The organism is Parasutterella sp., from assembly GCF_057870745.1.
Window position 1 is genome coordinate 11,787 of the sequence record NZ_DBMALT010000028.1, and the last position, 24,919, is coordinate 36,705.

General features: G+C 49.1%; 34 protein-coding genes and 1 tRNA gene. 13 read left to right on the forward strand and 22 right to left on the reverse strand.

The features are described from left to right. Positions 1-5: 5 nt before the first annotated feature. The 11 genes from ACZND6_RS08505 to ACZND6_RS08555 all read right to left on the reverse strand — a co-directional run bounded on the left by ACZND6_RS08505 (position 6) and on the right by ACZND6_RS08555 (position 9,273). Complete coding sequence (locus ACZND6_RS08505) at positions 6-1,526, reverse strand: phage tail sheath C-terminal domain-containing protein (protein ID WP_412650998.1); 1,521 nt, start codon at positions 1,524-1,526, stop codon at positions 6-8. Next, positions 1,523-2,092 carry a phage tail terminator protein gene (locus tag ACZND6_RS08510; protein ID WP_418578928.1) on the reverse strand — a complete coding sequence of 190 codons (570 nt, stop codon included), beginning with the start codon at positions 2,090-2,092 and terminating at the stop codon, positions 1,523-1,525. The genes ACZND6_RS08505 and ACZND6_RS08510 overlap by 4 nt, the downstream gene beginning before the upstream one ends. Further along, positions 2,089-2,598 (reverse strand): hypothetical protein, encoded by a 510-nt coding sequence (locus ACZND6_RS08515; protein WP_418578926.1) that lies wholly within the window; start codon positions 2,596-2,598, stop codon positions 2,089-2,091. The genes ACZND6_RS08510 and ACZND6_RS08515 overlap by 4 nt, the downstream gene beginning before the upstream one ends. Further along, positions 2,579-2,938, reverse strand: coding sequence for a phage head completion protein (locus ACZND6_RS08520; protein ID WP_412650995.1), 360 nt, complete (start codon positions 2,936-2,938; stop codon positions 2,579-2,581). The genes ACZND6_RS08515 and ACZND6_RS08520 overlap by 20 nt, the downstream gene beginning before the upstream one ends. Continuing rightward, positions 2,935-3,273 (reverse strand): head-tail connector protein, encoded by a 339-nt coding sequence (locus ACZND6_RS08525; protein ID WP_489524559.1) that lies wholly within the window; start codon positions 3,271-3,273, stop codon positions 2,935-2,937. Before ACZND6_RS08525 ends, ACZND6_RS08520 begins: the two co-directional genes overlap by 4 nt. Before the next feature lie 40 nt (positions 3,274-3,313). After that, complete coding sequence (locus ACZND6_RS08530; RefSeq protein WP_270209126.1) at positions 3,314-4,531, reverse strand: phage major capsid protein; 1,218 nt, start codon at positions 4,529-4,531, stop codon at positions 3,314-3,316. Beyond that, a complete protein-coding gene (locus ACZND6_RS08535) occupies positions 4,532-5,248 on the reverse strand; it encodes an HK97 family phage prohead protease (protein WP_412650992.1) in 717 nt (238 codons plus the stop codon). Continuing rightward, the gene (locus tag ACZND6_RS08540) at positions 5,241-6,464 is read right to left on the reverse strand and encodes a phage portal protein (protein ID WP_412650991.1); all 1,224 of its coding nucleotides are present in this window, start codon (positions 6,462-6,464) and stop codon (positions 5,241-5,243) included. The genes ACZND6_RS08535 and ACZND6_RS08540 overlap by 8 nt, the downstream gene beginning before the upstream one ends. Before the next feature lie 9 nt (positions 6,465-6,473). Continuing rightward, the gene (locus ACZND6_RS08545) at positions 6,474-8,180 is read right to left on the reverse strand and encodes a terminase large subunit (protein WP_412650990.1); all 1,707 of its coding nucleotides are present in this window, start codon (positions 8,178-8,180) and stop codon (positions 6,474-6,476) included. Beyond that, positions 8,177-8,770, reverse strand: a complete 594-nt coding sequence (locus ACZND6_RS08550; RefSeq protein ID WP_412650989.1) for a P27 family phage terminase small subunit — start codon at positions 8,768-8,770, stop codon at positions 8,177-8,179. Before ACZND6_RS08550 ends, ACZND6_RS08545 begins: the two co-directional genes overlap by 4 nt. Before the next feature lie 89 nt (positions 8,771-8,859). Further along, positions 8,860-9,273, reverse strand: a complete 414-nt coding sequence (locus ACZND6_RS08555; protein ID WP_412650988.1) for an HNH endonuclease signature motif containing protein — start codon at positions 9,271-9,273, stop codon at positions 8,860-8,862. Between the two features lie 311 nt (positions 9,274-9,584). Here ACZND6_RS08555 and ACZND6_RS08560 point away from each other — a divergent pair, with 311 nt between their 5' ends. From ACZND6_RS08560 to ACZND6_RS08570, 3 genes are all read left to right on the forward strand, one after another. Beyond that, entirely contained in the window at positions 9,585-9,950 is a 366-nt protein-coding gene (locus tag ACZND6_RS08560; RefSeq protein ID WP_412650987.1) for a helix-turn-helix domain-containing protein, read from the forward strand. Continuing rightward, a complete protein-coding gene (locus ACZND6_RS08565) occupies positions 9,947-10,537 on the forward strand; it encodes an ImmA/IrrE family metallo-endopeptidase (RefSeq protein ID WP_412650986.1) in 591 nt (196 codons plus the stop codon). The genes ACZND6_RS08560 and ACZND6_RS08565 overlap by 4 nt, the downstream gene beginning before the upstream one ends. Positions 10,538-10,917: 380 nt before the next feature. Continuing rightward, positions 10,918-11,322 (forward strand): hypothetical protein, encoded by a 405-nt coding sequence (locus ACZND6_RS08570; RefSeq protein WP_412651044.1) that lies wholly within the window; start codon positions 10,918-10,920, stop codon positions 11,320-11,322. Here the strand turns inward: ACZND6_RS08570 and ACZND6_RS08575 are convergent. From ACZND6_RS08575 to ACZND6_RS08605, 7 genes are all read right to left on the reverse strand, one after another. Next, the gene (locus tag ACZND6_RS08575; protein WP_412651043.1) at positions 11,305-11,547 is read right to left on the reverse strand and encodes a hypothetical protein; all 243 of its coding nucleotides are present in this window, start codon (positions 11,545-11,547) and stop codon (positions 11,305-11,307) included. The two genes, ACZND6_RS08570 and ACZND6_RS08575, sit on opposite strands and share 18 nt — an antisense overlap. A gap of 218 nt (positions 11,548-11,765) precedes the next feature. Continuing rightward, positions 11,766-12,212 (reverse strand): hypothetical protein, encoded by a 447-nt coding sequence (locus ACZND6_RS08580; RefSeq protein ID WP_489524560.1) that lies wholly within the window; start codon positions 12,210-12,212, stop codon positions 11,766-11,768. A 298-nt stretch (positions 12,213-12,510) separates the two neighbouring features. Next, positions 12,511-15,009, reverse strand: a complete 2,499-nt coding sequence (locus tag ACZND6_RS08585) for a DUF5906 domain-containing protein (RefSeq protein ID WP_489524561.1) — start codon at positions 15,007-15,009, stop codon at positions 12,511-12,513. 91 nt (positions 15,010-15,100) lie between these two features. After that, the gene (locus ACZND6_RS08590; RefSeq protein WP_418575611.1) at positions 15,101-15,973 is read right to left on the reverse strand and encodes an SPFH domain-containing protein; all 873 of its coding nucleotides are present in this window, start codon (positions 15,971-15,973) and stop codon (positions 15,101-15,103) included. A gap of 12 nt (positions 15,974-15,985) precedes the next feature. Then, a complete protein-coding gene (locus tag ACZND6_RS08595; protein WP_412651039.1) occupies positions 15,986-16,162 on the reverse strand; it encodes a hypothetical protein in 177 nt (58 codons plus the stop codon). Positions 16,163-16,293: 131 nt separating this feature from the next. Further along, positions 16,294-16,464: a hypothetical protein gene (locus tag ACZND6_RS08600; protein ID WP_277017450.1), complete on the reverse strand. Its 171-nt coding sequence runs from the start codon at positions 16,462-16,464 to the stop codon at positions 16,294-16,296. Between the two features lie 114 nt (positions 16,465-16,578). After that, the gene (locus ACZND6_RS08605) at positions 16,579-16,827 is read right to left on the reverse strand and encodes a hypothetical protein (protein WP_370826961.1); all 249 of its coding nucleotides are present in this window, start codon (positions 16,825-16,827) and stop codon (positions 16,579-16,581) included. 272 nt (positions 16,828-17,099) lie between these two features. Between ACZND6_RS08605 and ACZND6_RS08610 the strand changes: the two genes are divergently transcribed. Together ACZND6_RS08610 and ACZND6_RS08615 are read left to right on the forward strand one after the other, a co-directional pair. Beyond that, positions 17,100-17,420: a helix-turn-helix domain-containing protein gene (locus ACZND6_RS08610; protein WP_270209511.1), complete on the forward strand. Its 321-nt coding sequence runs from the start codon at positions 17,100-17,102 to the stop codon at positions 17,418-17,420. Between the two features lie 78 nt (positions 17,421-17,498). Continuing rightward, positions 17,499-17,828 carry a hypothetical protein gene (locus ACZND6_RS08615; protein WP_489524562.1) on the forward strand — a complete coding sequence of 110 codons (330 nt, stop codon included), beginning with the start codon at positions 17,499-17,501 and terminating at the stop codon, positions 17,826-17,828. Between the two features lie 227 nt (positions 17,829-18,055). On the opposite strand, the gene ACZND6_RS08620 is transcribed toward ACZND6_RS08615, so the two are convergent. Further along, complete coding sequence (locus ACZND6_RS08620) at positions 18,056-18,394, reverse strand: hypothetical protein (RefSeq protein WP_418940928.1); 339 nt, start codon at positions 18,392-18,394, stop codon at positions 18,056-18,058. A gap of 99 nt (positions 18,395-18,493) precedes the next feature. Here ACZND6_RS08620 and ACZND6_RS08625 point away from each other — a divergent pair, with 99 nt between their 5' ends. The 7 genes from ACZND6_RS08625 to ACZND6_RS08655 all read left to right on the forward strand — a co-directional run bounded on the left by ACZND6_RS08625 (position 18,494) and on the right by ACZND6_RS08655 (position 21,054). Next, entirely contained in the window at positions 18,494-18,808 is a 315-nt protein-coding gene (locus tag ACZND6_RS08625; RefSeq protein ID WP_418940927.1) for a hypothetical protein, read from the forward strand. Further along, complete coding sequence (locus ACZND6_RS08630) at positions 18,808-19,092, forward strand: hypothetical protein (RefSeq protein WP_489524563.1); 285 nt, start codon at positions 18,808-18,810, stop codon at positions 19,090-19,092. Before ACZND6_RS08625 ends, ACZND6_RS08630 begins: the two co-directional genes overlap by 1 nt. Continuing rightward, positions 19,085-19,594: a hypothetical protein gene (locus ACZND6_RS08635; RefSeq protein ID WP_489524564.1), complete on the forward strand. Its 510-nt coding sequence runs from the start codon at positions 19,085-19,087 to the stop codon at positions 19,592-19,594. The genes ACZND6_RS08630 and ACZND6_RS08635 overlap by 8 nt, the downstream gene beginning before the upstream one ends. Next, a complete protein-coding gene (locus ACZND6_RS08640) occupies positions 19,572-19,853 on the forward strand; it encodes a hypothetical protein (protein WP_489524565.1) in 282 nt (93 codons plus the stop codon). Before ACZND6_RS08635 ends, ACZND6_RS08640 begins: the two co-directional genes overlap by 23 nt. Beyond that, a complete protein-coding gene (locus ACZND6_RS08645) occupies positions 19,853-20,188 on the forward strand; it encodes a single-stranded DNA-binding protein (RefSeq protein WP_270209470.1) in 336 nt (111 codons plus the stop codon). The genes ACZND6_RS08640 and ACZND6_RS08645 overlap by 1 nt, the downstream gene beginning before the upstream one ends. Before the next feature lie 10 nt (positions 20,189-20,198). Next, positions 20,199-20,678: a DUF3310 domain-containing protein gene (locus ACZND6_RS08650; protein ID WP_489524566.1), complete on the forward strand. Its 480-nt coding sequence runs from the start codon at positions 20,199-20,201 to the stop codon at positions 20,676-20,678. Positions 20,679-20,748: 70 nt separating this feature from the next. Continuing rightward, positions 20,749-21,054 (forward strand): hypothetical protein, encoded by a 306-nt coding sequence (locus ACZND6_RS08655; protein ID WP_300875187.1) that lies wholly within the window; start codon positions 20,749-20,751, stop codon positions 21,052-21,054. Here the strand turns inward: ACZND6_RS08655 and ACZND6_RS08660 are convergent. The 3 genes from ACZND6_RS08660 to ACZND6_RS08670 form a co-directional block, all read right to left on the reverse strand. Beyond that, a complete protein-coding gene (locus ACZND6_RS08660; RefSeq protein ID WP_489524567.1) occupies positions 21,011-22,102 on the reverse strand; it encodes a tyrosine-type recombinase/integrase in 1,092 nt (363 codons plus the stop codon). The two genes, ACZND6_RS08655 and ACZND6_RS08660, sit on opposite strands and share 44 nt — an antisense overlap. Before the next feature lie 107 nt (positions 22,103-22,209). Then, positions 22,210-23,238: an Abi family protein gene (locus ACZND6_RS08665; protein WP_489524568.1), complete on the reverse strand. Its 1,029-nt coding sequence runs from the start codon at positions 23,236-23,238 to the stop codon at positions 22,210-22,212. A 168-nt stretch (positions 23,239-23,406) separates the two neighbouring features. Continuing rightward, a tRNA-Leu gene (locus tag ACZND6_RS08670) sits at positions 23,407-23,490 on the reverse strand. 369 nt (positions 23,491-23,859) lie between these two features. Here ACZND6_RS08670 and ACZND6_RS08675 point away from each other — a divergent pair. Then, positions 23,860-24,777 (forward strand): L-lactate dehydrogenase, encoded by a 918-nt coding sequence (locus ACZND6_RS08675; protein WP_293738676.1) that lies wholly within the window; start codon positions 23,860-23,862, stop codon positions 24,775-24,777. Positions 24,778-24,919: the final 142 nt, after the last annotated feature.

Sequence of the window (24,919 nt, forward strand, 5' to 3'; positions counted from 1 at the left end):
ATTCCTTATTCGTTAAATTGGAGTCGGAACTGAGCCAGAACCGCGAAGATTCGGAGCTGGTTAACCAGGTCCGGCGGCAGCAATACATCCACTCGGTTCGGATCGTCTTTGTTTCGCTCGACGATCAGATATTTCGCAAAGAGCGCAGTGTTCTCAACGATGGCCTTGTCTTCCAGCTGCTTGTAGAGCGAAATAATTTCGCCTCTGATAATGGAAGGAGTTACAACTGCCTGGCCGGCTCCGAATCGTGTCCCGTCGCTTGCTAACTTATGGCGCGGGTACTTGCTTGTAATTCGAGTACGAAGCGCCCTCAGAATGTAGGCGAGCGTGTGAAGCGTCTCAGAGTCCAGATAGGAGTTATCCGCGTCTCCGAAGCGATTCTTCTGATACGTCGTAATGGCACGCTCAACGCGCATGTAACCGGCTTCCGTGTACTGCGTGGCAATACCGTTATTGAGCAGGATCTGGCGTTCTTCCATCACAAAGCGCTTGCCGTAGGGAGCCGAAGTAATTCCGATCAGCTCAAGCGTCTGAGTCGGACGCGCCGGATCAATGGAGATTTTGGCCGCGTTCTGTGCTCCGTAAGCAGCAAGCACCTCAACGGCCATGGACGGAACATCCGGCTCGACACCGATGATCGTGGCGTGCTGATCGTTACGCGCGCTACCAAAGATCTGCAGCTCGTTGATCGTGCCTCGTTTGCAGGTGTAGACATGACCGTACACCTGTTTGCTGTAGGACCATCGGCCGGAGGTATCGTTCATAACCTCTTTGAAATAGTCCAAAGAAGACACGTCGGAGTAGGGCAGAAGGATAAAGTCGTAAGCTTCGTCACCCATTGTCTTTACAAAGTCCAGAGCTTCAAAATCCGGATATCCGGTACCGCCCGCCATCGCGTCAATCTTGACGGCTAAGCCTTCAGGAGTTTCCTCCCCGGCTCCGTAACCCTGAACGTTGACGGCAAGCTTGATGTCATTGCCGTTAGCGCCTTTATTTTTGGCGCTGATCGTGACGTAGCCTTCTTCAACTTCCGCATCATCCTGACTCTTGGAAGCGGCAGCCGTCACAGGAAGATCAGGCTTGGCATTAATCGCAGCAGCTGCTGCCTCGGCAATTTCAGACGGCTCATTTTCCACTCCTACAGGGACTTGCACGCGGTCGGCACCGACATACAGGCTCAGAATTCCGCCGACAGACGGTGTTCCGGAAATCGTCACCGTGCCGGAAGCTGCGGTGCCCACCGTCGGATCTTCCAGCGGAATCGCCCAGACTTCACCGATCGTGTCGTTTTTGCGATAAACGGTGTTCATTCTGGCCAATTCAGAGCCGCGGCCGAAGAGATCTTTACCCTGACTGTCGCCGGTCACCAGTACCGGTCTCATCGGAGTTGCCTTGCCCTGAGTCATACGGCCGATCAAGAGCGTTTTAAGGCCCGTGACGGCGGTATTGGCCATCGAGTTGTCTACTTCGGCATAAAAAAGCGGCACTCTTACGCCGCTCGGAATGTTGTTAAAAGAAATTGTCACTTTTCTTGCTCCAAATTAATGTGCATCTTTGCTTCAATCTGTCCGTCAGGCCGTCCCTTGTCTCCGATCACATCGACATCGGTGTACATCCGGAGGAATCTTCCGAGACGATCGATGTCTCCTCCGTGACGGGTTTCGCTGTCACTGATTTCGTACTGGCAGGAGAAATCCAACTGGACGGTCAATGCCGCGCGATTAAGATCCAGGACGGTAAGAGATTCAAATTGGATCCAGTCTCTGCCTGCCTGAATATCGTCGGCTCCCAAAATGGCTTGAAACACTTCCTTTTTGAGATCCACCGACTTCTCCCAAGCTGTCAAACCCTGTTCATCCTCGGTATTGGCCACCATCAGGATGACGGCAAAGTTGAACCGTACCTGTTGCTTATAACGGTTGATCACTGCAGGGTCTTCCGGATCTTCAGAGACCGGAATCACAAATGCAGCCGGAAGCAGTTCAGCTGCTACCGATTCATCGAGCCGGGAAAACGTTCCGACGCCGAAGACTCGGCCCTCGAAGCCCGGACAATGCGTCCGCAGTTCCTGAATAATGGGTTTTAATTTCACTTCATTAAGCTCCTAACCGGGCCCGGTTTAAAGGCGTTTTCGAGGATCTGCCCCACGACCGATTGAAAGCGGGTACGGCCATAGGTTTCGGCAGCGGCCGAGACTGGATTGGCACGCGGCTTAGCCACTTTTGCCTCATAGGATTGTTTGCGGTGCGCACGTGTTCGCTTACTGCGTTTAGGTCCTGCGTGGCCAAAGACGACAAACGCGGGATAAAACCCGCGTCTTTTCAGTTCTGCAGAAACCTGCTTGCCTTTTCCGTAGGGCTTCACCGCCACCGAGAAACCGGAGCGGGAAACCTTGTAGGAAATTGCTTTCTGGAATATCCCTGTTTGCTTTCCCGGATAAGCTCCGGCAGCAGATACTCCTTTTTTGCTGACCAGCTTCTTTGCAATCTTGGAAACGTCTCGGCCGACCTGAGTAAAACCTTTCCTCATCGACTTTTTATCGAAGTCGGCAAAGTTCAAAGGTCTCGCAAACCTCGCTTCAATTCTTAACGGCTGCATTAAGCACCTCGCATTCCAGCAGCGTGAACCGACCGGCACTGTTGCAGTCCGTCACTCGCTTGACCCGATACCAGTAGCCCGCGCATTCAAGCTCGATCAGGCGAGGCAGATCCTGAGGCCTGCTTTTGCCTTTGACGCTTCTGATAAAGATCCGGTGCGTGACGGCTTCGTCTGTCTGGACGTTCTCCCAGAAGACCGACCCGCCGATCACTTCCACCTTGCACCAGCAACTCCAAAGAGGCGTCCGTTTAGTAGACTGACCCGCTTTGCCGTCTGACATGAGCCGGGCCGAGTAAATCGAACAGCGCCGATTCAGTTGTCCGGATAAAGGTTCGATCACTTGTAAGTCCTCCACGGATCAATCATCCGCTCAAAGAACGGAGTGCTCTTGAAAGTTTTTTCGCTGTCGGACTCGCGGTTTGCATAAGCAAAAGCAACAGAGGCGCCGACCCAAACACGCAGTGCAGCCGGCACGTCTTCCTTGTCCGAGCACACCGCATCGGAATCACCTTCGTCTCGGGCAATGATGTGTCTTTTCAGACGATGCTCAAGATTTTCCGTGGCCGATCGGCCCAGCTCTTCGAGAAACAAGTCTTCAGACGTGTCATCGATATGCAAATAGCGCCGGAGATAAGCGGCGTCGACAATCGACACCATACCTTTTGCTTCATACATAGGCTAAAAGGCGACGTTACCGCCGCCTTCCTAAGGTTGATTAGCCCGCTCCGCCTTGGCCGCCCTGAGTGCCTTTATCAGACTCGGTGCCTTCGGTTTTGGGTTTTGTTACCGTCAAATCGCCGCCGACAATGCCGCTCGGACGTTCGATCGCGAAGGCCAAACGACGGTCGGCCTTGATGGTGACAAGGCCCTTTCGGAAGTTATTGCCGTCTTCATAACCGAATTCCACGACGGTTTCTTTACGGTCGTAGATCATGCAGGCCATGTTGGTGTCTAAGGTCAGGAACTTGCCTTTGGGCATTGCGGAACTTTCCACAACGTATGTATCCCAGATCGGACGATTAGACGGGGCCATCGGATCACTGAAGAGGTAGCGGCCGTTGGAGTCCTTCAGACAGCGAAGTTTGAAGTAATCGACCGGGTTCATGATCGTGACGTTCGGAGTCAAACCCACAGACTTCACGGCCAGCGCTGCGAAACCAATCAGATCGACCTGATTTGTGATTTCCGGGTTGGTATCCGGATCAAAGCCGTGCGGAGTGTAGTTGCCTGTCACCAGAAGGCCGCTTAAGTTGGCGTTTGTTCCGTCACCGTTCAGAAGCTGGCTTTCCACGCGCTGCTTAACGCCGTACTGGACGCGGAAGTTAATGTAATCGGCCAGTGCCTGAGAATCCTCCATGAGGTCCTTGGTCACAATGAAGCAGTTGCCGATGTCTTTGACGTTGGCTGTCTGAGTATCGAACTCGATTTCAGACTGCGGAACGGAGTCCACACCGTTGACCACTTCTGCAGCATTGTTGACGTACTTCTTCTCACGAGAGTAGACAATCGCTTTATTGCTTGTCGGAGAATGATGGATCGTATCTTCGAGCGTAAGCGGTGCTGTTCCGATGCCGATGATGCCCTGAACACGCTGATCCGGATAAACTTTGGAGTCAACCGTGGAGCCGGTGCCGACCGGGTTCGGATCGGTCAAAGTAACAGAGAAGCCTTTGCCTTTGCCGGCAGCAAACTCCAGGAAACCTGCATCGGCCACCACACGGGCACCGAGTGTGAGGGGCGCGGAAACGTTGTCAGAGCCGCCCGGCTGCTGCTGTTTGAGACGGCGGATTTCTTCAGCTAGACCGAGCTGCTTTTTGCTGAGTTCGGCAAGTTCGGCCTTCACCTTGGCGGTTTCTTCAACCGTGGACAACTGGCCTAATCTGGCCTCAATGTTGGTCATTGCGGACAGGAGTTTTTCAATTTCTTCGTTCATTTAAATTTTCCTACTGAGTGCTTTATCGATTCGCTCGGTTACTCCGAGCACCTTGTTTAATGCTTCAGCCAAAGCAGCGTCCCGCTGCTCTTCGCTCAGCACCTTCTTCACACGAGAGACAAGCGCCAAGGCCTGTTTCCGGCTGAAGCCGCAAGAATCCCTCAGGCAGGCTTCAAAATCTCTTAACGTCTTAATTTTCTCGATGGTTTCATCCAGAGAATCCTTCGAGAGTGTTTCTGCAATCCTCGCCTGACCGTCAGCCGGGAAGCTGCAGATGGATATTTCGAGGAGCCTAGCAATGCTCAAAACCTTGATATTGCCGTTGTCATCCTCAACGTATTCGCCCACGCGAATACCGACAGACAAACCGTCCAAAGTTCCGGCTTTGAGCGCTTCATAAATATCAGAGGCCGCTCCGACCCCGAGTGTGAGTTCTCCCTCAACATAAAGACCTTTATCGTCTTCTTTGAGAGAAGTCCAACGGCCCACCGGAACGGCGGAATAGTCGTGGTTGAAGAACATTTTCGGCGTCGAAGTCGAGTTCTTCAGTACCGCGCTGTAGGCTCCTTTGGCAATGTAAAAGCCGTAACAATTCAAGTTGTCGTAAACCGAGGCGTATCCTTTGATGACGCCGGTTTTCTTGTCTTCGGATAGCTTTACTTCCACGCCTTCCAATCTGACGGATAACGTCTGATCCTTTTTCAGCTCTTTAGACACTGTCTGACTCCTTAGTTTTTTGGTCGACCGTTGCTTTGGCCAATGCTGAAATAGGCCTCAGCGCCGACTGCGCAAAATTGACATCGCCGCCTTCTACCGGTGGCAAGTTTTCGTATTGACGTGCTTCGTTAACGGTTTCAACGCCGTACTGGATTGCTTTGCCGTGGATTTCCATACGCTCTTTCATCGTTGCCCGGAGCAAGTTATCCATGGAAATTTCCACGGTGTAGAGTGCAAATTCTTCCGGCGTCATGACTCGGGCTCTCACCGCCTGTTCAATTCGCCGGCATAACGGCAGCAATGTGAACTTTTGGAAGCCCAAGATGATCTGTTCGATACCGCTGCCCCATGTTGTGGCCGCGTTCGACCCGACCAGAACGGACGGGACGCCGAACCAGCGACAGATTTCCTCCACAGAGAACCGTCTTGTCTCCAGGAGCTGAGTTTCTGCCGGCGTCAGTGTCAGAGGCATGTAGTTCAGACCGCCTTCCAGCACGTACAAACCGGAGCGGCTGCCGTTGGCCATTTCATAGAAGGTTGATTGAAGGCGCTCTCTCTGTTCTGTATCGAGTGTGCCTTCTGAACTCAGGATGCCGCTCGGTTTATTGGCGTTGCCAAACAGCGTTGAAGCGGTCTCTTGCGCATCGGCCGCTTCGCCAATCGTGGCTGCCATCAAATCCAGCTTCGAAGCCCCGGCAAAACGTCCGCCGACACCTTTTAGGTGAAACATGAACTCTTTAGCGATCTTCTCCGTCTCACCGTCATGGCTGTATTCGTATCTCAGGGTCGTACCGTCGTAAATCGTTTTGACCTGCTGAGCGTTAAGCGGCATCATCGAGAGCACTTGTCCGGACGGATCGTTTCTCTCTCGTTTGAGCCTGGCGTACCCGTTGCCTCGAAGCACCATGTTGAAGATGACCTGAGACCAAAACTCCACCGGCGTCATGAACTCGTTCGGGCCGTCGTGCAGCAGCTTCCAAAGTTCGGTTTCCCGGGCTAAATCTCTGTTTCCGCTGTCATTGCGGTAAACGAAGATAGGCATGGAGGCCACTGTTTCAGCCAGAAGCGTCGTGCAGGCCATCACGGAGGAAATCTGCAGGGCCGTTTCTTCCGAAGTCTGTCGTTTCCTCGGCACCAGCTCCAGCATCGGTTCCGTTCGCTGCACGCCTTTACTGTCTTTAAACGGATTCCCGAACGAAGAAAAAAATGAACTCAAAAACATAATTTACCAATTGAAAATGAGCGGAGAATCAAGCATCGGTGTCAGATCCACCGGCTTTTCAATCTTTCCGCCGCCGATCAGGAATGAGTAGAAGGCCATGATTAAGGCCACCACCAAGTCGATCTTGTTTTCATTCCTCAGCTTGTTCGGATAAATGTTGTCTTTCGCATCGCGATGACAGACGACGTTTGAAACGCACCAGTTAAAAATCGGATCATCCGGATGATGCAATCTTCCGGACATCACCAAAGCCTCGATGGTTTTCATCGGCTCGGAGAAGTTCTGAACACTGTTTCTGACCTCGACCATCGGACAGCCTTGCTCGGTCAATTCACTCGCGAGCTGAGTCGCCTGCCACGGGTCATAAGCGATTTCCTTCACAACAAAGTCTGAGCAGCTTCTCCGGACATATTCTTTGACTTCTTCAAAGTCGACTACCGCACCTTCCGTCACTTTCAGACGCGCTTCGTACTCCCAGCCGGAGTAAGAAGCGTTTTTCGCTGTGTTGACGGTTTCACGGGGAAGCCAAACCTGCGGAAAAACAAAGAAATGCTGGACGCCGTTGATCGTTTTGCAAAAAAGCCTGACTGCTGCCGTCAAGTCAATCTTTGAGGCCAAGTCGAGCCCCAGCCAAGATTCCTGCCCGTAGAAGTCGGATTCCTCCAAGGCCGGATCGCCGCACTCATTCCACTTGCTCAGATCCATCCAGGCCGCGTCCGCGTTACACCAGACATCGAGGTGCTTGGTCTTAAAGTTGTTAACCGCACTTGCAACCGTCTGCGCTTTATCGCGGAGAGATTTAATCGTCTCCGGATGGACCGAGACGCCCCAGTTCGGATTGGCTTTGATCAGCGCACTGTCGCTTGTCCAGTCATCCTCTTTATCGATCGTGTAAATAATTCCAAACTGGTCATCGCCGCCCGAACTTTTTCCCGACAAAACTTCGATCACGTAGTTTCTAAGTTCGTAGCAGATTCCGGATAAGTTGAATCCGGCCGTCGTAATGGCAAACAGCAGCGGCTGCAGACGCTTGCCGATAGAGGTTTCAACCACGTCGTAGACTTCGCGGGTTTTATGCGCGTGAAGTTCGTCAATACAAGCAAAGTGCGTATTGAGACCATCCAAGGTGCTGCCTTGCGCGGACTTCGCAACGAATTTTGAATTACTGGCGAGCTGAACGATTGAATAATCCAATGCCTTAATTCCGAGTTCTCGACTCACATCCGTGCAGCGGCGAACCATATCGCGAGCAGTGTCAAAAACTTCTCTGGCCTGCTCTCGGGTCGTCGCAAAAGAGTAGCAATCCGCGCCTCCTTCTCCGTCCATGGTCATCATGTAGAGACCGATTGCGGCCGAAAGCGTCGATTTCGCGTTACCGCGAGGAACTTCAATGTAAGAGCGCTTAAAGCGGCGCTTTCTCGTATCTTTGTGAACCCAGCCGAAGATTGAAGTGACAACAAAACACTGCCAGGGCTCCAGTTGGATCAACTGGCCGGCCTTAGGTCCTTTCACATGCCTTAAATGCTCGATAAAGAAGCAGGCCCGAGTCGCCAAAAACGGGTCAAACACATAAGGAAAAGACCCTGATTTTGATTTTTCAAGGTCTTTTTTCTGTCTTTCACAAGCCTGGCGAACATAAACACAAGCGAGAACTTCGCCGCTTAGGACCTGCTGCACGTACTTTTGAGCCCATGCAACGTAATTTTTCAATTCATTCCACCGTAATCAAGGCCAAATTCAAGGCATTTTTGCATCGCCTCTTTTGAAAAAAGTTCAGAATCTTCTTGATTTTTCGGAGTATCCGCGCCGTTTAAAGCGATGACTCGAGACCGAGAGGAGGGCGTTAGCCCGAGTTCGGCGGCCACGCTTTTGAAAGGCTGGACACTCTTAACGATTAAGTTGGCCAGGAACCTGTCTTTTTCTTCCAAGGCCGCCATCCTGGCATTGATGACCTTGGCTCTGTCTAAGCTGCCGAACTTCAGGGCCTCCTCATACTGAGGCCGAAGTTCCGAGAGCTCTGCGCGGAGCGCCTTTTTTTCTTTTCGGCTTTTCGTGATCTCTGCCCAGAGTTCGCAGTATTGCTCGAACATTCCGCGGTCGCATTGCTTGATCCAGCCAGCGCCTTCGTGCTCGAGCACAAAAGTCCAATGGACTTTTGCTTCGTCCGACAGCGTCTCCGGCGGAGCCGCTTTTTCAAAAATTTTTTGGCGGACCTTAGGTTCTTGGTAATTTGTACGGCACGGCTGAAGCGTCCCTTGGAGTTCTTTAATTTCTGTCGGTAAAGGTTTTCGACCTTTCATCCTATTTACTCCAGACGCGCAAAACCTCGAAAATCTCCAATTTTGCACGCGTAAAAATTCGACTGAGGGCGCGGTCTCGGACGATCGCGTCACTTCACTTTTTCACCACCCCTCCCTATGTTTCCGAAGCCTCCATCTTCTGCGGCTGTCTTGAGGTCGTGATGTCTTTTGCACAAAGGCTGCCAATTATTTCGATCCCAAAATAACTCTTTATCCCCCTTATGCGGGATGATATGGTCCACGACCGCGGCCAATCGAGGAAAGCCTTCTGCTTCACATTGAACACAGAAGGGATGGCGAGCTAAGAAGCCTTCGCGGGCTTTTCTCCAGGCAGAGGAATATCCTCTTGAGGCTGCCGATCCTCTTTCTCTGTCAATCTGGCGGCGGCGATCGGCTCTTTGATCCTGAGCGATCTGCTTATGCTTCTCGCAGTAAGAGCCGGAGCCGCGGAAAAGCGCACCGCAGCCGGGAAAGGCACAATGCTTTAACGGAAATACAGGCATAACTTCTCAATGAAAAAAACTCCGGAGCAGCCACCCAACCGCTCCGGAGAACCCTCATACCACTTCTCAAGGAGAGGCCGATAACGCACGGCCCGGGCGTTCGTCCTAAGGTAGGAGACGAATCCATGAAAAAAGCGGACGCTTTTTTCGCTATCCGCCTTCGTTTGCAACTAGAACAATGCAAGTAAACCCTAGAATCTTCAATCCAGCTGTCCTTACAAGCTGTCCTTACAACTTGACACGTTCTTGTTAACATAGTATTGTGAACCTATCAGGTTCAAAATTAAACCTGTAGGTTAAGGAGAGTTATCATGCTAAGCCCCTTTGGGAAAGTTATTAGGAGTGCAAGAATTCAAACAAGTACAACACTCACACAACTTGCAAATTATTTGAATGTATCTGTGTCTTTTTTAAGCGCCGTCGAAAACGGTAGAAAGCCTGTCCCTTCAACCTGGCGCGGAAAGGCCGAAAAGTTTTTCTCTCAGTATGGCCTCCACACAGATTTTTCGAAAGAAATAGCACTTTCTTCAAAACAGATCAATCTAGACGGTTTGCCAACTCAAACCGCTAATGTCCTTTCTCGTGTATCAGCAGTGAACTTTCACAAACTCTCGGACGACAGCGTCAAAGAATTTTTAGAGTTTCTTAACAAACTAGAAGAGGAGCAAAACAAATGAGTTTCAATCATTGTGCTCGCCAGTCTTTCATCCCAGGAACCGAGGCAGACCCGATGAGCACGAAACAGATACATGACATCATGCTAAACATCCGTAATGGATTCGCAGCACCCGATGAAGCAATAGACATAGAGAAGGCCATCGACTATTGCACCTGGTTAAAAGACGCTTCCTGCGAAATCTTAACCCGCGCTGAGTTCGACGCTATACCTAACAGCAACCCATCTGAAGCCCTCTGGGACGGGGTTACAAAAACCATCTACATCCCCGAAGATCTCGAAAAGGTAGTAGGGGTTCGCCGAAAACGTTACACCATCGCCCATGAGTTATCGCACATGATTCTAGGCCATAAGCCTCCCGCACTCCTTTACGGACGTGGGACACCCTCACGAAGGGAAGACATCCCGCTCTATCGTGATCCCGAGTGGCAGGCTGACAAGGGCGCCAGCTTCTTATTGATGACTGCAGCTGGCGTCGAAACAAAATGCCTGTTTACCGCAAGAGAAGTTAGCGAAATGTTCAATGTTTCCGAAGAGAGCGCCGGCTATTTTCTAAATGACCTGCGCCGGATAAGCCGAAGAGCCTAAGAGAGGGCAATCTCATAGGCTCTTCTAAAAGTTTTGTTCCAAACGGGCTCTGGAACACAAACGCAGGGACAACGGGATTATAAAACCGTCTGCGTCATAAATCGAGCCCCCTTTATAGGAGTCCTCATTATGGACCTACAAATTTTCTTTACTGAAAAATTTCCTGAGTTAAAGGGAAAAGACAAAGAGACTCAAATTGCCATTTTGGAAGAGGAGGCCAGCAGATGCGGGAAATTCCTCCGGGAATGGCAAGAATTCAAAAAGGATATCGAGTTAAAAGGAGGCTCTCCGGCCCCTAAAAACGATCCTTTTGATCTAGTCGCTTAACCTCCGAACCCGCATGGTCCTACTGTGCGGGTTCTCTTTATTCAAAACCCAAAATGCCCAAGCCCTTAGCCGATTTCTTCAAAGATCTTTCTGTACGCCAACAAGCTGAAGTTTTAAATATTATCGAATCATTGCCCGATGACGTTCAGGCCGTTATCTTCCCCAGAGTCGATCGCTTCAATGTCATGAGCACCGTGGCAACGCCTTTGTCTACCTACTGGGTCGACATGGATGCTTTTGACGTTCTTCGCAACATTAAGACGCTGAACATTGACATTAGCCGATTCTTTTCTTACTACTCACTGCCGGAAATTATTGTTCTTCTCAAAGGGCATAGACCGGAAGAGTATCTCGGTTTACTGGCTTCAAATAGAAGTCTTCCGGACAAAATCAAAGAAAAACTTCGAGAACAATTAACCTGGGAAAATCTTTTAAAGCTCTTACTTCTTCTTGGTTAGCTCTACTAACGTTGCAATTAAAACCAGAAATGGAATAAGGCACCATTTAAGAGCGCTCCCCGAATAAATGTCCGGAAGGAGCATCTCTTTCCAGAAGTAAGTCAGACCTGCAACAACGACACAAATCTCGGCTGTCTTAGCAACTGTAAGGATAATTAAACCCGTTACGACTAAGGCAGCATCCTTAATCCTTTCTCTGGACGAAGCCTGAAATTCTTTCTTCATTTGTTTTCTCAGAAGATAGTCTCAAGGAGATACAAATGACATTAAAAATCCCATCGGCAAGGCCTTAAAAATCGTCTGTATCAACCGATTAGAAGGGCGGATAGGGGAGGGTGCGTAAGAAGATCGGCGTTCGCTGTCGTGGCGTCTGAGCCACTCACTGCCAAATTTTATGGAAATATAGCCGATTTTCGACAAAAAGGTGACTCTAGGATTTACCCTTAGCATGATTCTTCCTTGTTTCTGAGCTTATCGAGTTCGATGGCAATTGCCTGATCTGCCCGGCAAAGACGGCGGATCAGGCTGCGCTTTGTAATCCCTAATTCATCGGCCGCATGAATGATGCCTCTCATCCCTGCGTGGCCGTAGAGCGCGAAAACGGCCGCCCTGAGTGTCGGATTCAACTCCTTGATGATTCTGTCCAGACGAAACATCGCGAAGTCGCAGGAAGCGGCGTTAATCAAATCGCTGCTCTTTCTGGACGAATCCACTCGGTCGTTATTCATGTCCAACTGAGGAGGAAGTTTGTTCCGGGAAAGATTCCGCCACTTCCACCAGCAAAAAAGCAGCCGTTTTACGTAAGGGATTCGAGTCATGGGAGCTGTACCAATATCGTCAAAGAAGTTGTTCAATGACTGTTCATTAGTTTGTTCAATGGTTTTATTCATAATTATTTGTTTTTAAAGTGTTTGTTCACTTGTTCATACTGTTCATACTTCCATACCCCATAAATTTCTTTTTTCCGTTTTTTATATTTCCATCCACGCGCGCACATGTAGGTAGACGTGTATTAGGTGAACAATATGAACACACTGCTCCCATCGTTTTGATTCCAAATAAAAAATTAGTGTTCATACCGTCCATTTTGTGCCTCTGAACAGGGTGAACAGTATGAACAACGGGGAAAACAAAAGGCCCTGCGGCCTAAAACAGCAGCAGGACCTTGCAAAAAGGTACGAAAAAGGTTTACTGGAGAGACTTGAAATCACGATAGAACCTTTCTTTGGCGGTTTCCACGTCAATCTGAAACGCCCGAGCACGCTGAGAGAATTCAGCATTGACTTTCGGATCTTCCGTGGCTTTCGGCCAATACACCTGCCTATGATATATCTTCAGCGGCCTTAGCGTCTCAGTCGAAGACGAATCTTCGCTGTAGAGCTGCACCCTCAGTCGTCCGCCGTTTAGCCGGCTCTTACACCTGCCGCCAAAAACCTCTTTGCTGCAGGGTCTTTCTCCGGATGACTTGCACCAAATGGTGTAGGCATCATAGAGATGGCCGAGCACGGCCGGCCCCACCGGCAAATTGATATTTCCGGACGTCCAATCCTCAATGAAGCGAATGGCCGAGTCACTCCCCAGACGCTTTAAGTCGAGTCTTGCCTGAGTCTCCAGAGGCCTTTTGCTCTCGTTGAACCAACTCGTATCAAAGTTGAGCAGATAGGCATAGAAGGACTCAATCCCGCCGTTGTCAATTTCATCAGCGAGAGCCTCGAAGTATTCCGGAGGCGAGGCTGTCTCAAACTTAATAGCCTGATAACGGCGGTCGGCACTGTCAAACATCAGCGGCTGAAGTTCGTTAGAGAGGAACACAAAATTCGTTTTGTTTGCTTCAAATCGCGCAGGAAGCCCTTTTTCGTTTATCGTATGCGTGGGGTTGGTGACGAGATTCTTAAGCGCACCTTTCAAATTTCGCTTCTCCTGATTCGTTACCACCTCCTCACAGACCACAAACAGCTTCTTAGAGACCCATCCGTTGAAATCGCTCTGCACCATGTTCTGGTTAACCGAACAGGCGTACTGACCGTAAATCTTAGAAATCGCATTAAAGAACATGCTCTTTCCGGTGCCTTCTCTTTCGCCGTAGACGACTAAGGCCGTCTGCATTTTGGCGCCCGGGTGCTGAAGAGGGTAGGCCAGCCATGCGGCCACCCACTGGAAGAGATCATCGTTTTCTCCGCAGATCTTGAAAAGATGATCAATCAGTCTTTGACACTTATGGGTGTAATTGGGCTTCATCGGCCATCCGGCAAACATCGTGATGCTGCCGAGCGGGATCTTTTTCGGATCCGGCTCAAAAATCAGCTGCTCGGGCTGGATGATTCGGCGGTTGTCGAACTCATTCTGCAGCCAGAGGTTCACGGTCTTGGCTCCGAACCACTGTCGGATGGTTGAGATCTTCGTCACTCTCAAGTACTCGGTATCCCAACACGTGTCCGTGCTGTCAATGGCGATGTAACGTTTACCGAGGGAACTGATAACCCCTAAATTCTTCTCATTCACTTTTTTGTCTCCGGACCCCTTACTTAAGGGCTCCGCCTGCCTCCAGGCTAACTGCTGAGAGACTGCGTCGCGTCCTTCCTGGACGGCCAAGTCATTAAAGTCGGTGCCTCTCAAAGAAACATCGGCAAAGCGGGGAATGACCACGGCAGCACCTACCTTGGAAGCCGCGATTTTGGCCTTGACTACGCCGGTATTGCAAAGCGAGCGGTGCATGGGGCGAGGCCTTCCGTCCGACCATTCTTCATACTCCAGATAAGTCTCCTTATCCTTCGTTGTCCACCAGGCCATGACCTTTCCTCCGGGAACAATCTGCTCCCGAGCAGAAGCTTTAGATGCCGCGATATTGAGTTCAATGCCGAAGCGGTCGTTGATTTCACGCTTCAGGGCTGTGTGATAGTGGCAGTCATTATCTGCAGCAATGACGATCTTGGAGTTCGGGTATTCGGCCCTAAGGCTTTCGGCCACCGGAAGGAGATTCCCGGCAGAGAAGGCCACAACGACCATCGGTGCGCCGGATGCCTGCATGATGCTGCAAGCCGTGGCCCATCCTTCCGTCAAAATAATCGCCTCCGGCGGCTGGGCGGGTTCCCCGAGTTTTAAGCAGGAGCCTTTTAAGTCGCTTCCGGACAAAAATCGCTTCTGGATCTCGGTGCTGCCGTCCTGAGTTTCTGCAGGAAAAATCGTCTGCAGGCCGACCACACGGCCGTCCTTCCACATCGGGAGCAAGATCTGATTGCGCAGCTGATAGGCACCGTAGGGCAGAATCTGTTTTTTGACCACATACGGATGGCTCATGGAAACGGAAGAGCTTGCCGCCTGCAGCATTTTGACGGCCTTCTGACCTGCCGACCGACGGCGCTCCTGGAGCGCTTCATCGACAATCTTTTGGTCGGTTTCCGTGCGTGACTTAATTTCGCGCCATTCTTCCTGCGTCCAGCCGCTTCGGGTGTGCGTGATCTTGTAGGATTGGCTCCCGATTCCGAAGGTGCCAAAGTAATAGCTGCGGCCCGAGCCCAGCGGCTTTTCCCAAATCCCGTAAAAAACCTCTTTGCCGCGTTTGAAGTGAGAATTTGCAGGCTTAAACCGTTTCCAGTTTGAGCCGTTGACAACCAAATCGACACCCGGCGGAACATCGATTCCGACAGAGCTCATTTGCTCTTCAACTTCTCTTAGTGATTTCGCCATGATGATTCCTCTTTCCTCCAATGTAGGGGCAGTCTCAGGTGCGAGGGAGGAAGACTCTACAGTTGCAACTGTCCCGAGACTGCAAAATCGTTTATTTCGTTAAAGCTGCTTTGTTGACATCCAGTAAAGGCAGCGGAAGGGAATCTCCGCCTAGAAATGTCGGAAGTTTGCCGTCCCATCGGCTAATCGCTTCCAGCGTTAAAACCTGCGGGTTATCGCGCAGTGCTTTTGCCCTGATCGCAATGGATTCAGCTTCAGCTTTCGCCTTTGTCAGCTGTGCATCGGCTTCGCCCTGAGCTGCCACACGGGCTTTTTCGGCTTCGGCTTTGGATTGAGCAACTTCATTTTCACGAAGCATGGCTCTTTGAGTTGCTTCGATCTTTGCGTTAATAGATTCTCTGACCTGAGGCGGATACTCGATATCGGACGCCCAAGAGACTCGGATAATGTGAATGCCGACGTCTTCCAGCTGATGTCTGAGTTCTTCGGTCACGTGTTCTAAAAGTTTGGTTTTACCGTTTGCGGTCAGCTCATTTACATCCATTAGGGACGCATATTTGATCAGTGCATCGGATACGTTTTGTCTGAGGTTCACCTCTGTAATCTCTTCGACACCTTTTCGGTATGTCTGGAAGACTTTGGTGGCCATGGACGGTCTTACCTGATACTCAACGCCGATCTTTGCATTGACGGCCATAGCGTCGGAGGTTTGAAACGTAAACGGAACGGAATAGGTGTGGAGCTGGTTAAAGGTCGGGAACAAATAACACTGTTCATTCCACGTCAGAAGGTAGCGTCCGACGCCAAGCTCTTCGTTTTGGACACCTTTTTCTGACCCGTAAAGATTAACCTTGACGCCGACATAACCTGCAGGAACGGTCTCAAGATTTGCAACGGCATAGACTCCGCCCACAACTAGAGCAGTAGCAACCGCACCGGCAATAAAAATTGATTTTCCGGACATTATTTTTTCTCCTTAGTAAAGATTTGTCGCGATCAGATAAACGGCTGCGGCGACTGCGGTCGTGACCACAAGGCCAATGAACCAAGCCGGCAGAGCTGAAGAGACAGCCAACGGGATAATCGTTGTGAACAAGAAAGCGCCCAGGACTGCAAATATGAGCCAGCGGAGGATTTTTTTATTTTTTCTCATTTTGATTTCTAGCTAAGAATTCATGTCAATTCAGCCAACAGGCCGAAAAAGACAACATAAAGGAGCAAGACCGCAACACCCAGCAAAGCAAGCCGGAACTTCAGATCTTTAATTTCTTTGTCCCAATCCATTTAAAAGCCTGAAACGAGAAAATAAAATGCACAAAAAGCCGTCATGGCCAGAAGCAGGACAGCAACCCAATCGACCTTCATCCAGTCGGACTTTTTGAGCCGATCGGCGTCCATCCGTCTTAGCTCCTTTTCAAATCTGTCGGTCGCCCGGAATCTTTCTTCTTCAGTCATTTTTCTTTTCCTCTTCTGGCGACCGTAGCGGTCACGTTTCATTTTCTATTCCCCTTGGTGCCGTAGTCCACGGCATTGATACGGCATTTTTCGGAAAACTCCGGCAGACTTCGGCTACTTTGCCGTCTCCTGCCGTAACGACGCCGTATCAACGCCGTAGCTTTCGTAATCCCGAATCCTTAAATTGAGGGCATCCCTTTTTCGGAGGTCCCTCATGACTTTCTTCTTAGCCCACGCGTCCATAACGTCCCTAATGATCGAGTTTTGGGATCGATCCGGATCATCAGCCACGACTTGGCGGATTACCGAAATCGCCAAATCAGTTAGCAGAGCCCTGACTTCGTTCGTGCCTTTGTCTCTCATGTTCAATCAGTTCCTTTGCCTGAGCAGGGCTCAGTTTTCCAACCCGAACAGCTGCGCCTATTACTTGGTCGCTTCTTCTTCGATCAAGTTCATCGGGCCAGTTATGGATCGCTCCTCTCGTGTATTGAACAGCTCTGCTCAACTTCGACGCCGATCCAAACAATTCAATAGCAGTCTTTTTTTTCATAACTTAAATTGTATATGTACATAGACATCGTCTGTCAAGTCTTTTGTTTATCCCCAAAGACATAATCGTTAATAAACTACTTAACATGAATACAGTTGCAGAAAGACTCGCTTACGCACTAGCCATTCGCGGGATGACCCAATCTGAACTGGCTCGAAGAGCTGGCGTAACTAGGGGGACCATTTCCAATGTGATGAAAGGCGTAGCAAAAAATTTCACAGCTGAGGTCTCTCTCAAAGTTGCAAGAGCACTGGACGTTGATCCTTATTGGCTAGTGCTTGGGGAGGGAACCGCCACGACAGACACAATTCAAGGCGGAATACCTGAAGAGGCCAGCGAAGTTGTGAGGAAATTGTCTGAAGAAGGGCAGCAAATAGCTCTAAATATTCTTCGACAACTGAAGTAAGTTACTACTTATGTATACGTCCGTAGACAAAAATTAAATAGTCTATTACCATAGACGCATCTCTCAATGAGGTGCGTTATGTTATTTTCAAACAAACCAATTCAATTCGTCTTTTTCTCAGACGAAGCAGCAAACGCTTTTAGCGATTCATCCAGACGTCTTTTGACATGGGCCGGCGAGGGTTACTCAGACGGTTGCCGCGTCTTTGCCCGGGAATGTATTTCCCGCATCGAAGCTCCCGGACACAAGATCCCGCTGGACGATGTTGAAACCTTGTTGGCACTTCTCGGCCACTGCTGCCTGACAACAAATACTGCAGAACCTGCTCGCACACTCTGGAGCGACTGCGTGCGAATCCTGTCTCAGCGGATCAGCGAATTGTCTCAATTCACGGCGAAAGCATCATGAAGCGGAAAAAGAAGGAAATGATCCTCAAGGCTTGGGAAAGCCTTGAGATCAAAGAGGAAGCTGAAGCTACTTATGGAAAACCGGTTCCTTTAAACAGGAAGGTGGCTCTCAGCATCTGGAAGCTCTTTCAAAAAAACGTAAACCATCACAATGCCGATGATACATATATTGAAAGCTCGCTTTGGAGGCTTTTCCAGCTCCAGCTTCGTCATTTAATCAGAGTAGATTCACTTGCCGGCGGCGGTCAATCCGAGATCGGCCAGAGCATCTTTGGAAATTCCCTCCGTAAGAACTGCCAAAAGGGAAAGAAGGTAAAGGCCGTCCGCGCGGGCCGGAATCACAAATTGGTCCATGACTTTACCGTCAACAACCTCTTTGATGGTGACATTTTCTTTCCGCAGGAAAGGCTTAAAAATTTCTCCCTCGTTGGACTCGACGATCCGCTCAGGAAAGGACGTCGCAAAAGGAAGCTTTAACGCTCCACCCTGTAAGGCAGCGGAAATAAGTTTGATTGCATCGTCTTTAGTAAAACTTATCAGATTACTGCTTGTTGAAACTTCAGCCATTTTCACTCCTTGTTCGTTAATGGGATTTAGACACTTCAATTATCGAACAGGGATGGCAGCCGGGAAAGACCGGCACCCACACAAGTTTTTGGAATCACTATGAAAACGCTCAAACCTGAATTCGTCAACGCACTGGACAAGTTCATCGCTGCCCGCTCATACGACAAATTGGACAATTGGTTTCTCAGACGCCGCATTGTCGTAGAACTCGAATGGCAGGCAAATTCGTATAACTGTGACGCCGGCCAGCTTGTGTTTTTCCAGAACCCTTCCATACCAGCGGAATTTGCAGGTGGGTACCGCCATGAAGTTGAAATCCGCGGGAAACTGTACTCCATCATCGCCAAACTGGACGATTTCACTGAAACGAAGGGTGAGACTGGAGCCACGAATGAACAATTAGGAGAGAGTTAATGAAGCGACTTAAACGCTCGACCATATTTGCGATTCGCGAATTTATCACCCTGCATGTTCCGTCGGCTAAGAAACAAGAAGTTGAAACATTGCTTCAGCTCGCCGTCGGGGATTTAGAACGTTATGCAAATGGATTTGCTGGTCACACTTGTATCCGGACATTTTGCAAATCCGAAAAAAACGAAGATTTTGACCGTTACATCACTTATCCGCTCTTTACGGCCAATGAAGTTTATTGGCTTTCGTTCAATCCGATCCACGACTTCGAGGACATCGATGCCTAAATCTAAGAATACCCGGAAGAAGGCCTACCGCCCCAGACAGGTAAAGATCGGACCTTATTGGCCGGCGGAAGCTCAGGCCGATGTCGAAGCCAAACTGACTCAGGTCGCGTTGTATGTTGAATCCAGTCTCCCGGCCGGAACCTTGACGGATCAGCAGATGGACTGGATCGAAGACACGCTCAATTGGTTTCTCGGTCTGCTCTACAAACGTTATGAGCACCTGAACCAGCAGGAGATCAACGAAGTAGGCCCGATCGCAATGGCAGCACGGAAAGCCGTCAACGACATCAGCGACCGACAGCTCAAAGGACAAACCAAAGGCTTCGTGGCCACAGGCGACGAAATCAAGATCATCAGCCAGGCCTTTGCCATCATCATCCCGACATTAAAAGAGGCCGTGGCACTGGCGCCTCACAAAACACTTAATGAATTTACTTGGGCTTACGAACGAGCCAAAGAAAAACTTAAAAGGAGCAGCAATGCAAAAAGAGAATCTGATTAAACAACTCGTAGAAGAAAGAACACGTCAGGCTTTCAGCGAGAAAGGGTTTCAACCCTTGGATCTTACGAACGTAACTGTGAGCAAACTCGATATCCATATTAAGGACTCCTGCGCACACGTTACCTTCCCGGCGTTGATCTGTGAATCTCCGGACAACTCAGAGCTGAAATTCATGATTCCTCTTTCTCCGGAAAAAGCCCACGCCGTAGCTTCCGCCTTAATCGCCAGCGCGGAACAAGTCAAAAAGGAGAATGAATAATGGCCTCCGTTAATAAAGTCATTTTGATCGGCAACCTCGGTCAAGCCCCGGACGTCCGAATGACTCACTCGAACATGAAAGTCGCGGAAATCTCAATCGCGACAACCAGACGATTCACCAGGAACGATGAGCGGGTAGAGCAGACTCAATGGCACACCGTAACGCTCTGGGGAAAGTTGGCCGAGATCGTTGAGAAGTACACAACAAAGGGCAGCTCGATTTACATCGAAGGGCGCCTAGAAACAGAAAAATGGCAGGATCAGAACGGCCAAACCCGATACACAACAAAAGTCATTGCCGAATCGATTCAGCTGCTGGACAGAATGCAGCGTTAGGAGAAAAACAATGGAATACGAAAAACTGACAAACCCTGAACACTACAAAAGCCACGCTGTCACCGTCGAGCCCATTTTCTGGTGCGAATCGCTCGGATTCTATGGCGGCAACGCCATGAAGTACATCTTTCGCGCTGGCACAAAACCTAAGCAGCCGGAGCAGGTCGATCTGCTCAAAGCAGCTTGGTATCTGAATGCCTTGTTTACCGTTTACCCGGCACTGAAGGATCTCGAATCAGGCTACATGCAGCTGATTGAAATCAAGATGTCAGCCCTGAAACGGTGCGAAACTCCGATGCTGCAGAAAGCAGCAAAGGAGCCCTCAGCCCTGCAGTTCTTCAAAAGACTTTTCAACAGCTGCGTTGACAGACTCTGCTCCCTTGGACTCTCACAAGGCGAAATCTGGGAAAACATCAAATACAACGAGGATGCGTACAGACGTCTTTTCGGAGGCAGCCGATGGCCGGGTTTTGATTCCGGACTTGCGTGATCAAAACCGAGTTTCTCCGGACAAAAGTGAATGAATTAAAAATGTGAAAATGACAACAAAGGGATCAAAAATGAACGACAGTGAAATGGACGCCCTGGCCGACAAAATAGCAGAACGATTGCTTAAGCGGCCGAATATCCCGCCGGTCTTGGTTCGCAAACGGGATATTTCCTACATGCTGGGGAACTCAGGCCGATCCTCCTCCACGGATCAGGTTATTAATGATCCGACCTTTCCGCCGCCTGTCTGCGTTACTGAAAACGGATATAAAAGGTGGCGTTATGAGGATGTCAAACGATGGATCGACAAACACTATGAAAAGCAGGCAAAAGTCACTTTTCTTGCTCTTCGAGAACGGCAGCGTCTAATCTCATAGCGATTTCTTCTGCCGTTGCCCGATAGTATTTCTGCAGCATTTTTAAATCACGATGCCCCGTTTGTCTGGCCAATGCCAGAACGTCCAAACGGGGCGCTCCTGTACGTGGATCAGGGGAGGCCGCCCAAGTAGCGAATGTGGCTCGGCCATCATGGAAATTTAATCCCTCACGAATTTCACGGCCCTGAGAGTCTCTTAACGGCCCTAAACCGGCTCTATCTCGCGCCTTTCGCCAGAGCGCGTCACGATTTTTATCTGTTAAACCTTCAAAAATTTTTGGTGATGTGGTCTTTTTTGCTTTGATTGCTAGGTCTATCAAACGAGCTGCATCCAGGCTTAAGGCGACATCACGACGGGTAGAAGTTTTGGTCGCTTCCGCCGGCAAATGAATGACACGGCCATCGATCCAGGAGTGCTCAAGTTTAAGAATTTCCCCGGCACGCATCCCGGTCTTGCATGAAAGTACAAAAGCCAAAATGACCGACTGGAGAAGGTTGTCCGGAACAGAAACGCCGTCCCATCCGGTTGCGGCTTTTAAGCGTTCAATCTCTTCTTCTGTTGCCACTCGTTCTCTGTGATCGGGTTTTGCAGGCAGCCTGATTCCCACAGCCGGAGACTTCGGAATAAATCCCTTCCGGACAGCGTAATTCAAAACGCCTATCACATGACAATATTCACGACGAACGGTTGCCGGGGAAACCGTCCCGCCATTTTTTGAAGGTTCAGATCCTCGTTGATCTACCCAGGATTGAATGTCTACAGCCGTCAGCTCAGAGAGAAGAACGGAAGCAAACGGATACTTCAGAAGTCTGTTTATCCGGATAGATTCTTCCCGGGCACCTTTCTTTTTAATTGTCATAGTGTCTCGATATTCTTTTAGACAATCTGCAAAAGTCAGCCGACTGGCGAACTTTTCCGGGGAGAGTTCAATGCGTGCAGCAAAGGTCTTAGCCTCGGAGCGAGTTTTAAAGGTTTTAGAGCATTTTTTCCCATCAACGTAGTACTGGACACGATAGCTCCCCGTCGGCAACTTACCAATGCTGGCCATAACTTTTCCTTATTAAATAATGTATATATCCGCGCATCTAGGTAGACACATACGGACGCATATGGACGTATATGGACACAAAACGCACTGAATTATTTGATATTTACTTATCTTTTTGATAACATATTTGCACCAAGGCCTTCCTCTAACCCGATCGACTCAGTTGATTGTGGTGTTCGAGGAAGGTTATTTTTTATGCATTCAATTTGCTCCTCCCAATCTTCTGGAAATCCCATGCACTCAAGCGTTACATCGAGTTCTGGCGCGGACGGAAACTTTTTCAGGGCTGATTTGAATCTCTCTTCCCAAGTTGATTCAGATTCAATAAATTTTAAGAAATGAATGATTCCACAAACTCGGAAGAATAGGGTCTGTTTTTCATTTTCATCGAAAGCTGCGCTCCAACTTATGGGAGCGGAGGCATCTTTTTTAACTGGTTTGTTTGGGTAGAAAGAAAATACTCTGTTCCAAAGCCGGGAATGATGCGCACAAATATTTCTCAGTTCCTTTAAGCACTTTAACCAAGTTAAAAAGGATTTGGAACCAAAAAAGCCATAGTTCTGACTGATAGATTCGACTTCTTTGTAATTCAACATACCTAAAAGCCAAGTCAACTGACCAAATTCCCATGTTTGACAGACGACCCATACAGGAATGTTGTCCCCGTATTTTTTAGTATTGTGCCTAATACAATCCTCTTTCGATTGCTCTATTTTTTCTTGCTGCTTTTTTAACCAGATAGGGTATTGAGTTGTCCTAAACTCTGTTTTGAAATTATCTGGATTCTTATAGAAGAGCGGATCTGTTTGGCCGAGATGATAGGAAATTGAAGTTCTGAACGAAATTTCAATTCTTTCCAACGCATCTAAGATCAAGAGCCGGAGCATCTTATCAAACTCATAGAGTTCGATAACATAATCAAAAGATGTGCCGGCTTTAAAAGAATTAAGTCTGACGCCTGTCTCTGGGTCTACCTCTCTTAAAACGTAGGAATAGCCGCTTAGTCGGTAATACCCAAATTCTTTAAGCATTGATGCAGCTCTCGCCGTACTGGTGATGTGCATTCCTCTGGAGCGCATTAACTCCAATTGCTGTTCGATGCTTAACCAAGGTTTGGGCGGACAGTTTTGTGTCATTTTTGAAAGCGAAAAATAGTAGGTTTCTAGGCCTTTATTTTATCCTTTCCATGCTCTACGTCATGCTCTATTTATGCTCTATTCATGTGTAAATATGTGCAGATATGTGCAGTTGGAAAAACAAAAAAGCCCGCATGTGCGGGCTTGTGTAGATATGTGTATGTGTCTTGGTGCGAGTGGACGGACTCGAACCGTCACGTCAAAGACACTAGAACCTAAATCTAGCGCGTCTACCAATTTCGCCACACTCGCAGGAAGACGAATTGTACCTGAGTTCTCAAAGTAGCGAAAGCAAAGAACTAGGAAGCAACTTATCTTGAATTTTCAACCTCCCTAAAAGAGAGGTTTTTCGCTAAGAATTTTTAAAGGCTGGGAGGAAAGTACATAAAAATAACCTTCCTCGGGCATCGCAAACGATTGAATCGTTCGGATTAGAGGAAGGGCGAATTGAGATCATCGTACCAAACTCGTAGGACCTCATCAAGACCAATTTTTAGCAGTAGAGATTGAGCGAGGGAGAAAAGGTCGATTTGGATGCAAAAATCCTACCGATATTTTTAGATTTCTCAAGGTTTCTACTTAGAATCGATTGCATCTTAGGTATCAACATAGAGAGGAAAAATGAGAAAAGTTGGTGTTATCGGTTTGGGCCACGTCGGCTCCACCGTTGCCTATACCCTTGTGACAAAAGGAATCGCTGACGAATTGGTGCTAATTGATACAAATGAAGCAAAATGTACTGCTGAGTTTTACGATCTTCTGGATTCTTTAGGCCGCTTGGATACCTACACAAAGCTTTCAATGAATGACTACAAGGCTCTGCAAGATGCCGATGTCGTCATTACTGCTTTCGGAGATATCAAAGCGCTGGCTGACGGCGGAAATCGTTTTCTGGAATACTCTTTTAACTGCCAGCAGGCTAAGCAAGTCGGAACTGCTTTGAAAGAAGCCGGTTTCCACGGCGTGCTGATCAATATTTCGAATCCTTGCGACGTTATTACAGGTTTGCTTCAGCACTACACAGGTTTGAGCCGCCAGCAGGTTTTCGGAACCGGAACCTTCTTGGACACCGCTCGTATGCAGCGAGCTGTCAGCATGTCTTTGGACCAAAACCCGCACAACATTGCCGGTTATGTTTTGGGTGAACACGGAGAATCTCAGTTTGCCGCTTGGTCGACAATTACCGTTCAGGGTGAGCCGATCACTGAAATCGCCAAAGACCAGCATCTTGAATTGTCCGAATTAGATAAGGCAGCAAGAGGAGGCGGCTGGCTTGTCTTTAACGGCAAGAAATACACTTGCTACGCGATTGCCACTTGCGCAGCCAAACTTTTGCAAGCAGTTTTCTCGGATGCCAAGCTTGCCTGTCCTGCCTCGGTTTATTTGGAAGACTATGGCTGTTATGTCGGATATCCGGCAGTCATCGGTAAGAATGGCGTGGAATACGTCCATCATCTGGAACTGACAGACGAAGAAAAAAAACTTCTTGATAAATCTGCTCTAATGATCGCGCAGAAGACAAAAGAAGGTCTTCTCTAAAACATGGAAAGGGCCTCCGAACGGAGGCCCGAATTCTGCAATCTAGTAGTTCAATCTATAAATACGTTATCAATTAAGTAAATGCGGACTCGATGTCTTCAAGCTTCCATTTCCAGCGGTAGATCACCGGTTCCGCATTCAC